Here is a 12,708-nt window from a genome sequence, read left to right on the forward strand (position 1 = left end):
CTACACTCCCCATTAGGTTTCCCCTTTGGATAAATCGGATGTTGATGAGCAGTTTGAACACTTGCTCAGCAGTTTGCCAAAACTGCATTCACTACACAACCTTATGGGCGCACAATATATTTCTCGGTTACATCATCCCCTTTGCCTACTCTGATATAATCAGGTAGTTTGGCTGTGATAAAGATGCGCTCTCCCTGTCCGAGTGCCCCTGCGGTTTCGTACAGGATGCCGTCGCCTCCCCCCACTATGGCATCAAAGAAACTGAACGCTTCACGGTTCTGCACGATTTGATAGTCCTTGCCCACTACGCCCAAAACGGCATTGTTATCGGTTCGGGTATTGGCAAAGTAGTCAGGCACTTCAAGCTCGATGCTTCCCATCTCAATGCTCTCAGCGGTCTGTATTATGCCCGAACCTTTAGTATAAAGCGGACTTTTAGCCACCTCGTAATCAAGCCCTGCGTGCCTGATAGCTTCTGCGCTTGTCGGATACTGCTCCACTATCTGCCCGAGCCCGTGCCACGCCTTTTCTTTTACGCTGAAAAAAGAATACTTTCCTGTGTGGCTGTTGTAATTGATATTATGTGCCATGATATTTGATTTTTAAAAATTTATAATTGGTTTAGAATGCTTTGTATAGCCTACTGTAACCCCTGCCTGCAAGCATTAGAACGGAAGGTCATCCTCAGGCTCTTTTACGGTCAGCTTTTTATCTTCTCCCCCTACAGCAGGCTCTGCGCTTTGAACCTCCTGCGGGTTTTCCGCTTTCCTTCCCCCTGCGTGCAGAGTGATTTGTGAGGTGGTAAAATTCAGTCCTGCTCGTGGCTCGCCATCTGTGCCACTCCACGCCCTTGCGCTGACCCTGCCTGCAAGCTCCACAAGCGCCCCTTTAGTCAGGATGCTCGCTACCTTGGCGCTTATCCAATAGGCACATTCAAAAAATGTGGTCTGCTCTACTTTTTCCCCTTTTTTATTTCTGTAGCTTTCGTTTACCGCTACTGAAAAATTAACTACCTGTCTGCTGTTTGACAAGGTGCTAACTTTCGCATCTCTTGTCACTCTTCCTGTGATGTTCATGATTTCTAGTTTTTAAATTTTATACTTTCTTTTCCCCGCACCGCTTTTCTGCCTTTTAATTTTATTTTTTTTGAAATTTATTCGGCAATGAGAGCCGGCGCTTGTTTTGTTTCATTGTGTCTGTTTTCAATATTTCAAGGGTCATTTCTGACATTTTTTTTTATTCGTCTAAAGAGCCGCCGTATGCTGTGTTTTGTTTCATGAGCATAAAAAGGTTAGTGTTTAGCAACAGCAAGGCTTTGATAAAAAATACGACCCGGATGGGTGGAGATTTTTTATCAAACCTGAAAGGCACGGCCTTGCCGGCGCGTAAAGAACACGGAGTTACCTTTGCTCCTGAAATAAAAAACAGAAGCATACAGGGTCTTTGATCAACAGCAAAAGGGAAGAAATTGGGATAGTATGGATAAGCAGTAATTACGAAGTGAAGCAATAAGCATCGAGGTGAATTCAAAAATACATCACATAGGTTTTAGGCCGCTCGAAAGTCAGCTCTTGAGAAAATAATATTAAAATGCTATTTTCAACTGTAGAAAAAACAGCTAAAGGACAAGTTAAACAGCTAATTTATAACTATTACTGGACAACTAAGAGATTTAGCATATTATTCTTATATTCGCTAACAAGCCTAGTAATTTTAAAAATCCAGCTAAAAAAAGTCATATTGTGCAGTTTTATGACCGGTATAAGTTAGCTGGCTGCGGCAACCTCCAAGAACTAAAAACATAAGTGATATGACAAAGGAAGAATTAGAAGTTTTTATCAAACAAACTTCAAATGACATTAAAGACTATGTATTTTCTCCAATACATGATTATATTACAAATAAACCTGAAGTGAGAAGCAGTCTAAATCCAGCATTTCCTTATCCGTACAAATTAAGAATTGGGATATTAGATAATTGTCTAGCTGTAGAATATATTGGTCCAAACAAAGATGAAGAATCAGATTTTGGATGTGAAGGCATATATCAGCCAACCTGGGATGTATATGATTTTTTAGATATACAAATAAAACATCTGAACTCTCTTGAAATGCAAATAGAAACAGATATGGACAACATGAGCTTTTTCCTAGGCAAATCAATGACTTATCTATCAGATTACTTCTATGATATGACTCAAATGCCTTATGAATTTTTTATGCTGAACGGATTCATTGATTTTTCAAAACCAACCAGACCAATTTTTATTTCAAATACAAACTTTTTTTGGACTGATGGAAATGATAGATTAAAAATCAAACATATCGACTTTATGGAAATTTTTCCTTTAGGAGAAAATGGAGAAATATATTATCATGATAATAATTCCTTGAAAAAATTTGCAGACTTTATTGTTAATTATGAAGTCCCTAAATACAAAGTTAAACTTCATTCAAAATTAAATGAATTTATCGAATTCATTAATCTGCCAGATATAAATGAAACGCAAATAACAGCTTTTTTATCTCAGAATCCTGAAATACTGCAATTAGCTTTTGGGGTTCATCAACTGAACCCAGAGATAATTTTAGAATGGCAATTTGAAACTGAACTAAACAACCTAAAACCTGATTTCCTGCCAGTAAGAATGGATGGTTACGCAGACATTATGGAATTTAAACTTCCGTATTTAAAAAACAGTCCAATGGTTGGAAAGCTGGAAAGGAGACATCCTTCTTTTGAAATTGACACTGCAATTTCACAATTAGATGCTTATGCGTATTGGTGCAGCCAAAAAGCAAATACGGATTGGCTTGAAAAAAATAAGGGAATAAAAGTTCTGCACCCAAGAAAATTTTTGATAATTGGACACAGCAAAGATTTTAATGCTGAAGAACGTGCGAAACTCAGAAACATAAGAGATACAACTGTCTTTACATATGATGAATTTATCGACATGGCAAGATTCCAACTCTATAGGATTCAAACGCAATAAGACAGCAGCTAGACCAGCTGCATTACCAGAACTTTCGCAGTAGTACTTTGAATAGAGTCACTATGAATGATATTTTATACGCAATTGCAAAAGACCCAGAAGGAAACCTTTTTACTGCACTTAACGCTGCAAAGGGGAGCCTGTATTATTGTGTGAACTGCAATAATGTTTTGATGCTCAAAAAAAGCGGAAAAACCGGCCCGCGCACAAAACGTCCCCATTTTGCCCATAAATCCATGGCTCCAAACTGCCAGCCTGAAACAGCTCTGCATTTTGGCTTTAAAACTTTAGCGGCAGAAAAATTAAACCGCTATTTGGAAGCTGGAGCCCCATTTAATTTTAACTGGCGCTGCGGCTTCTGCAGGGACCGGCACACTGGCAATTACACTAAGAAACTAAAATCGGTTAGACTGGAATATGATTTAAAGCACTGCAGGCCGGACATTGCGCTTTTAGATGAAAACGAACAGATATTTGCGGCTATTGAAATTGTAGTGACCCATGAGCCAAGTGAGCGCGTCATAAACTACTATCTTGAAAACAAAATAATACTAATCCAGATAAACCTTAAATCGGACGAGGATATTTATCTTGTAGAGCAAAAACTCACTGAACCTGATCTGGTTAAATTCTGTCCGAACCCAAAATGCAGTGTCTGCGATAATTTCCAGCAAAAAATTATTATGTCTATAGTAGATGGAAAATGCTGGAACTGCTACAGCCCCATGAAAGCTGCCCTAATGAAGAATGGAGCTTATAAATTTTTATTTGGGCCCGAGAAATTCAGTCCCTCCGAAATTACATTTGCCGCAGAAAAAGGCGCAGCGATCAGTAAGTACCAGAGCAGAATTACAGGCGAGCAATATCAGGCGAACTTCTGCCCGAAGTGCGGCACGTTTGTAAGACGATATTCTAAACTGCTAAATTATTTGTCCTACGCCCAAGAAGAAGCCTTTCCTATCCAGAATTTTCGAATCAGATACAACTGCAGCTATTGCCGCGAAAAAAAATTATCCGATGATAACAACTGGGCGCAAAATCTAAAATGGTAGCTCTTGAGAGGAACTGCCTTTGCTCCTGAAATACAAAAAACGAAGCATACGGCCCTCTTTTGCTTAAAACAAACCGCAAGCATTAGAATTTTTATTAAAATGAAGCGGGGATAAAAAACAGTCAGTTCTCTGCAAATTATTCTTCTAGAATTAGCATCTTAGCTTTAAAATTTTAAAGTCAATGCAAGAAATCAAAGCATTGCTGCAGGAAAAATTACAGACCCTAATTCTTGTTAAAACGCATAATTCCCTTACATTTACATTTTTAAAGTATGATTTAAATTATCGGGCTTATGCATAAAGAATTTGTTGACAGAATACATAATGAGAAAGCTAAAAACGACAGCAATTCTATGGACCTTGCCCGTACGCTGAATGTTTTATCAAAAACTGTATTTGGAGAAGTTAACCGTTTTGTTTTTGAGCTTCTGCAGAATGCTGATGATTCATCCTCTGGGGAAAAAGAAATCAGCGTGAATTTTCAGCTATTGGAAAATCACCTGGTATTCTCGCACGACGGCAAGCATTTTTCCCCAGAAGATGTACAGGGGATTTCCGGTATTGGAAGCCGTGCCAGCGCCAAGGACAAGAACACCGAAAAAACGGGATACAAGGGCATTGGTTTTAAATCGGTGTTTGGGAGCTCTGATTATGCACATATTGTCTCAGGCGGATTCTCATTTCGTTTTGACAGAAACTATGAGGGTTTTGCTAATCCCGAGGAATATCCCTGGCAGGTTGTTCCAATCTGGACAGATCAGCCGACAGCAGAAATTAGCCCTTATATTGATAATGAACGGGTAAATACCATTATTGGAATCAACAGCCGAGAGAATATAAGGCGCGAAATAATGGCAGTTTTTGAAGACTGCCAGATCATTCTTTTTTTAAGGAAAGTCAAAACTGTTACCCTGTTTGATGGAGATGAAAAAATATTTGAAGTCACTAAGAATCCTGTTGGAGATACAATCGAATTGTATAAAAACGGCATACTGCAAAGCGCATGGATTTTCAAGTCGATGGAACTTGCAATTACAGAGACGCTCTCGGAGAAGCTCGCACAGCTATCTGATACTGAATGTCCCCAAAAACTAAAAGATGCACAAGCCACCAAACTTACATTTGCAACCCAGGTTAAGGACGGACGTCTTGCCGCAGTAAACAATGCGGTAATTTATTCCTACCTTCCGACAAAAGCAGAAAAAAAATTTCCATTTCTCATCAATGGGGATTTTCTGACTAACGCCGAGCGCACGGCCCTTATGCCAAATGTATGGAATGAGTTTTTATTTACACAAATCGCAGCCAGACAGCTGGAATGGTTTAAAGAGCTGCAGCAAACAGATTACAAGTTTGATGTACTGAAGCTGCTGAAAGGAAAATATTCCGGGTACTCACCTTCACTGATCGATGCCGCCTATAATAAAAGTCTTGAAGCGGCTGCCGCTACAATAGATTTTCTGCCGCAGCAGCATAAGACCGGCACGACAACAATTTCGCATGCAGTTTTGGACAGCATTGGTTTTTCAGAATATTTTCATGCTTCCTTTATAACCAATTACATGGAAGTGTCAGACACCCACGGGGTTGTGGATCTAAGGATGGAATCCCAGACTGGACTCACTGCTCTTGGGGCGGAAAAATTTGATTTTTCACAGGTGATCGATCTGGTTCACTCAAAGGTAATAAACGATACAGTAAGAGCTGGCGAATTGATACGATTCTTTTTCAATAAGACAATCAACAATCAAAACCCAAGCTGGAGGCAGCCGCTTACAACGGCACCTTTTATCTTAGATGAATCAGGGGAGTTCAGCACGCCAGGTGAAATTTTCTTTCCTTCCGCCAATGCCGCAGCCGATATTGATTTCAGCAGCCTAAATTATATACACAGCAGTCTTCTTGCAAGTTACGGAGAAAATAAAGATATGATGAGCTGGCTTCAGTCTCTTGGAGTCCGCGAACCTTTAGATATCGAAATTCTGCGTAAAGCTGTACTGCCGATGGTCAAAAATAGCGGAATAACCCTTGCAAACCGATTAAACCTGACCCGGTTTATATTCAAAAATTACAAGTCCGGACAGCTATCGGATCAAGATTACGCTGAACTCAGAGGACTGCATCTTTTAACTGCCAACGGAATGCAGCTCCCCGCCCGATCTTATCTTTCCGATCAATATAGGCCTGACAACAACCTAACTGCAGTTCTGCCGCTTGCAAATTTTGTTTCTGAAGACTACATTGAGAATCCGGAAGATATTACCTACTGGAAACAGTTTTTAAAAAGAATCGGAGTAAGAGACAGTATTTCAGTAGACTTAATTGAAGAAACGGTAGAACGAAATGCTTTTCAGAGAAATCATCCCGAAGCTGCACCTTATTTCAGCTGGCTGGACAGTACAACGGCTTATCCCAGCGCCTTTTATCCTTACCGCAACAGTGGCCAGCACTACATTCAGAATTTTACAGCCATTGAGTTTAGGGACCATCTTCTAAACAGGGATTTCGCTAAATTATTTTGGACCAGAACGCTGGAAAATTGGGATGACTTTGCCGCCAAGTGCAGTAAATCTGTATATTATTATTACCGAGGAAATACCGCGGCTCCAAGCTATATAGAATATTATTTCAAGAATTTCGATTGCATTCCCTGTACAGACGGCATATGCCGCAAATCGCAGGAAGTATTTGCACCGTCTTTCAAATCAATTGTTGGGAAACATCTTCCTGTGGCAGATCTGCCTGCAGCAATGACAGCAGTGCAGACTGATTTTTTTGCTTTCAAAAAGCAGATCAGCCCAAATGAATGCCTTATGCTTCTCAGCGCAGTGAGCGCCCTGCCTCTTGAGAGCGATACAAACAGACAGCTCTTTTCTATATACGACCAGCTTATCAGCATTCCTTCCCAAAAGGTACAGTCATTAAGACCGGAAATTACCCAGTGGAAAGATACAGGACATCTGCTGACAATCGACAACACTTTTATGCCCGCAGGCCAATTATATATATATGCCGTACAAAATATGCAGGCGCCCATGGGGACTGACAGGTTTCTTAAGACATCAGGCAAACATTCAAGGGACGAAATTAATGCATTGGCCGAGTTTTTCAGCATTCCGATAATCACCCGAGATATGCTGGAGTTTGTGCCCATCGGAGCTTCACAAGATGAAAGCCTGCGACAGGCACTTCTTAAACGCGCAGCATTTATTGCGCTTATCTATTCCAAAAAAAGCACTGAAAAATACCTGAAAATACTCGCTTCCTGCGTAGCAGTGTTTGAAAAGACCGCATTCATTAATGCGGAGACCATCAGTTTGGTTTATAAGGATAGTTCAGGAGTGGTTGTAGATTCAAAAATTGACTGCTGGGCTGGCCAGCCTGGAGAGTTTTATTTTACGGGAAAATGGAATTCGCCTCTGACCATATACAGCTTAAGCAGCAGCCTCAGCAGCCTTTTGAAATTCGAGAATATGGAAAGGGAGTTTGGGCTTCTAATGCAGCTCAAACCTGAGGATACTTTTATATGGCTGAAAGCACAGGGCTATGCGGTCGAAGAAATTGATACGCAGGACGAATTATTTTCAAACCACTTAGATGCAGCTGATCAAGCAATAGCTTCTAATGACGGGACAGACCCTGAAAGCCCATACACAGGAATAGATGTCTCTTTTGAAAGCTATTCTGAACGTCCCTTTGTCCCTGAAGTAAAAGTGCAGGATATTAATTTTACAAATGTCACAGCCGTTATCAACAAGCTTGCAGACGCCGCTGTTAATACAGGCCGAACTTATGAGCCAATTACAAATTCTCAGGTGAAAATTGATATCGGCCGCTGGTCTGAGGAATATGTCAACCAATACCTGATGAGCAAACCGGAGAATTTTACAGAGATTATTTGGCACAATGAAACTGAAGAAAGCTATTTCCCATATGATTTCACAGTTACTGAGAATGGAAACGTAAGATGCATCGAAGTAAAAGGCACACCCTCGATGGAAAAAGATATGATCAAGCTTTCAGAAGGAGAATGGAAAAAAATGTTTGAACATGGGAGCAATTATACAATATTCAGGATATATGGAGCTGGCAGTTCCCAAAGCAGACTGGAGCGAAATGATGATATTAGAAGTGAAATTGAAACCGGGAAGCTTTTAAAATTCCCAATTGATGTTTTCCTTCCCTAACAAGTGCTTTACGCATTAAATGAAAAGCAATGTTTTTATAACTTTAATTTTTCTAAAAAAAGCTGTGAATCCGGTATACATAGTCAGTCTGAAAAATATTAGGGTCCTGATAATCAATATACATAATATCGAATATTTAAATTTACACATAAAATTAGCTAATTTTTCAATTGCACCGGCCAAAAAGATAATCCACTTTTCAATTTCTAAACAACTGCCTGCTTTAAGGTCCCAAATTTATAAACAGCTCGGTCTGCACATTGCAGTCTTCCTTGGCTCTTGATTGGGGTATATTATACCTGCAGAAGCCCTATTGGAAATACACTGGCGCAAGTACTATTTCATCGCTTCAAATGTTAAGAATTTTCGACTATAAAGATGGAATGTCTTAATGATATTGCATAAATTTGAATTGATAAATATGCTTTATTACTTACCAACTTTTAAATGTATTCCCATGAAATTAATCGACAGAACGGATATAGAAGACTGGGCTAAAAAACATGAAGGAAAGGGATATTTTCCCTATCTGATTTCAAAGCTCGTTTATTTTTCCACCCTTCCCGGAGCGCAAATCAACATACCTTACGGAAGCGCTGTCTATCTTCCCGGCTGGGACGGGGTAATATGGTCTGAGCAGCACAGGCCGTATGTGCCTGCCGGCACATCGCTGTGGGAATTCGGGACCAATAAGGATTTCAAGACTAAAGCCGATAAGGACTTTGATAAAAGGGCCGCAAACCCATTAGGGCATGATGCCTCAGACTGCACCTATGTCTTTGCGACGCCAAGGCTCTGGAAAGGTAAAGAAGACTGGAGGCTCGAAAAGCTCAAGCTGAATTTATGGAAGGACATTCTGGTGCTTGATGCGGTTGATCTGATGCAGTGGCTGGACCATTCCGGTCCCGCTGCAGTCTGGTTTGCCAGAGAAATAGGAAAGGCGCCCATGGAAGGAGCTCTGGACGCAGAACAGTTTTGGGCAGAATGGTCCACTGGGGACGCCGGCCGGCTTGTTCCGAAAATCATAACTGCAGGGCGCAGCGGCGAAAGTGACCAGCTGTGCGGCTTCCTGGACGGGAATCCCGGCATTATCACTGTTCAGGCCAAAACCAAAACTGAGGCCCTTGCATTTATAATTGCCGCTGCAGACTCTTTCGGGGAAGATCAAAAAAAACGTTTTTTCTCAAAAACAATGGTCGCCGAAAAAGAAGAGAGCTTCAGGACCCTTTCGCTGAATTATGCCAAAACGCCATTAAACCTGATACCCAAATTCGATGACAGGAGCCTTATTGCCGCCGCGGTGTCACAAGGCCATCACGTGATTATCCCTGCAGGAGCAGATGACCAGATAAGCCGTGAGAGCATTGCCCTGCCGACAATAGGCAGAGAGGGACAAGTGGAAGGCCTCACTGAAATGGGACTGGCCAGAGATGAAGCCGAACGCTACAGCAGGGAAGCCGGAAGGGATATCAATAAGCTGAGAAGGCTCTTGAAATTTATTGACAATAAGGCTCCCTGGTATAAATCGGAGAAAATACGCGAAATCATCCCTGCCCTTATTCTCGGAAGATGGAATATCCATAATCCAGGCGACTGCGAGATCCTGGAAAAACTCGCCTGCATGCCCTTTGACAATTACATGGACATCCTGTACCGATGGAAAGACTTTGAAGACTCTCCCATACTGCAGATCGGCGGCACATGGAGGCTCACCTCCCCTCTTGATCTCTGGAACAGCGTATCAAAATATATTACAAAAAATGACCTTGCTGTCCTTGCAGCATCTTTTGCTGGGGTATTTAATGATGCCTCAAACAGCGGGGAAACCGAAATGATAAGAATAACCTATTCATCCAAACCTCCAAAAAAATATTCCGTTTGGGCACAGGAAGGACTTGTCCAGACACTGATTATGATCAGCCTTTATGGAGAATACATAAATCCCGCTATCCTTCCCAGACCTCAGGCTTGGGTGGACCAGACAGTGGCAGGTCTGCTCTTCGATGCCGATGATGCCCTGTGGCGCAGGACCAACCAAAAGCTTCCCCTGATTGCTGAGGCATCCCCGAAAAGTTTCATAAAGGCGGCCCAGCACTCCCTTGAGAAAGACCAGCCTGAAATTATGGGGATGTTCAGGACCAATAAAAGTTTCTTAGGCGAAACCAGCAGCCACACGGGACTTCTATGGGCGCTGGAAGGTCTTGCCTGGCTTCCTGAATATCTTTTTCAGGCGACAGATATCCTGCTGAGGCTGGCTGAGCTGGATCCGGGAGGAAATCTGAGCAACAGGCCTGCCAGAAGCCTGGTGGATATATACAGACCTTCGGGCCCTCAGACATCCGCGTCCCTTGAGGAGCGTATGGAAACGCTAAAGTCAGCCGTCCAAAAACATCCCGTCCAGGGTTGGGAACTATTAAGAAAGCTCATGCCGAAAAATCATGATAACTGGATGCAGACCAGCAAAATGAGATGGCGCCTTTCTGACCAAACCACCGCGCCGACCGATTCTGCTGAACAGAAACTCTCGGCATTCCAGGCGGTTTCGGACCTGTTGCTCGAAATGTTTGACAACAGCGATGAAAAGCTTGCCGCAATCCTGAGACATTCCTCTGAGATGCTGTCTTCTGAGCACCGCAACAAACTGCTGGCTTTCATTGAAAAAAATTATGCGCAAATACCTAAAGACAGTACCCTCTCCCGAGACGAAACAAGAAGGATTCTGAACCATCACCGGTCCTATCCCGATGCATACTGGTCCTTTGAGCAAGAGGTTCTGGCCCGCTATCAGTCCGTTTATGAAGCGTTGGAGCCTGATGATCCCACTGCTAAATACAAGTGGCTTTTTGATTCGTTTCAGCTATATTTCCCCCAGGGTACTCTGGAGACCGAGGACGATGAAAGGGATGATCAGGATTACAATGCCAAAGTGATGAAAGCACGTATGGGAGCTATTGCGATTCTGAAGCCACAGATCGGAATTGACGGAATCATCAAACTGGCTGACAAAGCCGAAAGTTCGCAGATTCTGGCTTTCGTGCTGTCCAAAACCGAACAGACAGAGGATGAAACAATAAGGATAGCTGCATCCCTAAAAAACCATAATGCAAATAAGAATTTTGTCAGCCTTTATATAGCGGGAAAAACCGTACACCACGGCATTCAATGGCTTTTTGATCTCTTCCCTAGGCTGGATGAGCTTAATTTGGACAACCTGGAGCTGTGCGCGCTTTTCAGCCAGGTGGAGCATTCAGAAGATCTATGGAAGTTTATCGAAAATAAAAGCGAAAGCCTTAATGAAGCCTACTGGCTTTCAGTGGATCCCTATTTTTTGCGCACTACTTCGCAGGAAGGCACCACAGGGATAAATAAATTGATGGAGCACAAAAGATTTAAAAGCGCCGTCAGGGCGGCAAACTATATTAAAAAGCAACTTTCAACCGATATGATCTCTTCAGTGCTGCACAGTACAGCGACTGAAGAATCCAAAGATGATTTTATTCTCAAGCCAAATGAGATCACAGGCCTATTTAAAGAAATTGCAAAACGCGAAGATATGGACAAACAAAAACTGCTCGACCTGGAATGGCTCTATCTTTCAGTGCTCAGCTCCTACTCTTCAGGCTACAGTCCTGAAAACCTTTATAATGAGCTCGCTGAAAACCCCCATTTTTTTGTCGATGTGCTCTCCTGGCTCTACATGCCCGCAGATGACGAAAATATCGAGCCCGAAAGGAAAATCATGCCTAAGGAAACCCTTGAGCACCTTGCCCATAAGTGTTACGAGCTACTGGATAACTTTAAAAAGGTGCCTGGAGTCCGTCCCGATAATACAATTGATGACGGCGTACTGAACCAATGGATTTTGGTGGTGAGGGAGCTGGCCCAAAAAGCGGACCGCATTGAGGCTGCTGACAGGCATATCGGAACGCTCCTGGCTTATTTTTCGGAAGAAGACAAAGAATGCTGGCCGCCCGATGAAATCAGCCAAATCATTGAGCGCATCAACACCCCAAGCCTCAAGGATAATTTCGCGGTGACCGTTACCAACAAGAGAGGCTCTACCACCAGAAGCCCTTTTGAAGGGGGAACCATTGAGAAAAACAATGCCGCCCATTTTCAGAAGCTGGCCAGACTGCATAAAAACAGGCATCCCTGCCTGTCTGAAATTTTTATCCAAATTTCGGAGCAGTATCTGGAAGTCGCCGGACATCATGACAATCAGGCAGAACGTGACCGTCTGGAATATTGATGGCGAATGTTCCATCAACGTTATCGCGATACTCCAATAGAATAAAGCAGGTAAGTTTTCCAAATACAAAACAGGGCCTTGTGCGTCCCTAGCCCCGATAGAAGCGGAAATCCTTCTGCGCCGGGGTTCGGCGCAGAAGATTGAAACGGACAGCGGGAAAAAGCTCCCAAAAAAAACACCAAACCCAAAAAACAGTCTCATATACAATCTAAAGAACCAGACAAC

General features: G+C 42.4%; 5 protein-coding genes and 1 pseudogene. 4 read left to right on the forward strand and 2 right to left on the reverse strand.

The features are described from left to right. Positions 1-113: 113 nt before the first annotated feature. Both RB618_RS22265 and RB618_RS22270 read right to left on the reverse strand, forming a co-directional pair. Positions 114-590 (reverse strand): annotated as a pseudogene (locus RB618_RS22265) (DUF932 domain-containing protein); the annotation flags it as partial. A gap of 75 nt (positions 591-665) precedes the next feature. After that, a complete protein-coding gene (locus RB618_RS22270) occupies positions 666-1,076 on the reverse strand; it encodes a single-stranded DNA-binding protein (protein ID WP_308070829.1) in 411 nt (136 codons plus the stop codon). 734 nt (positions 1,077-1,810) lie between these two features. Between RB618_RS22270 and RB618_RS22275 the strand changes: the two genes are divergently transcribed. The 4 genes from RB618_RS22275 to RB618_RS22290 all read left to right on the forward strand — a co-directional run bounded on the left by RB618_RS22275 (position 1,811) and on the right by RB618_RS22290 (position 12,483). Beyond that, complete coding sequence (locus RB618_RS22275) at positions 1,811-2,995, forward strand: Shedu anti-phage system protein SduA domain-containing protein (protein WP_308070830.1); 1,185 nt, start codon at positions 1,811-1,813, stop codon at positions 2,993-2,995. Positions 2,996-3,057: 62 nt separating this feature from the next. Further along, a complete protein-coding gene (locus tag RB618_RS22280) occupies positions 3,058-4,047 on the forward strand; it encodes a hypothetical protein (protein ID WP_308070831.1) in 990 nt (329 codons plus the stop codon). Positions 4,048-4,340: 293 nt separating this feature from the next. Next, positions 4,341-8,234: a sacsin N-terminal ATP-binding-like domain-containing protein gene (locus tag RB618_RS22285; RefSeq protein ID WP_308070832.1), complete on the forward strand. Its 3,894-nt coding sequence runs from the start codon at positions 4,341-4,343 to the stop codon at positions 8,232-8,234. A 457-nt stretch (positions 8,235-8,691) separates the two neighbouring features. Beyond that, positions 8,692-12,483, forward strand: a complete 3,792-nt coding sequence (locus RB618_RS22290) for a hypothetical protein (RefSeq protein ID WP_308070833.1) — start codon at positions 8,692-8,694, stop codon at positions 12,481-12,483. The last annotated feature ends 225 nt before the right edge of the window (positions 12,484-12,708 follow it).

Source organism: Flavobacterium sp. LHD-85 (assembly GCF_030929595.1).
Lineage (GTDB): Bacteria > Bacteroidota > Bacteroidia > Flavobacteriales > Flavobacteriaceae > Flavobacterium.

Excerpts from the sequence above, each read along its gene's own strand:
- RB618_RS22280 (WP_308070831.1), top strand. The coding sequence starts at position 3,058 with ATGAATGATATTTTATACGCAATTGCAAAAGACCCAGAAGGAAACCTT.
- RB618_RS22285 (WP_308070832.1), top strand. The coding sequence starts at position 4,341 with ATGCATAAAGAATTTGTTGACAGAATACATAATGAGAAAGCTAAAAAC.
- RB618_RS22275 (WP_308070830.1), top strand. The coding sequence starts at position 1,811 with ATGACAAAGGAAGAATTAGAAGTTTTTATCAAACAAACTTCAAATGAC.
- RB618_RS22290 (WP_308070833.1), top strand. The coding sequence starts at position 8,692 with ATGAAATTAATCGACAGAACGGATATAGAAGACTGGGCTAAAAAACAT.
- RB618_RS22270 (WP_308070829.1), bottom strand. The coding sequence starts at position 1,076 with ATGAACATCACAGGAAGAGTGACAAGAGATGCGAAAGTTAGCACCTTG.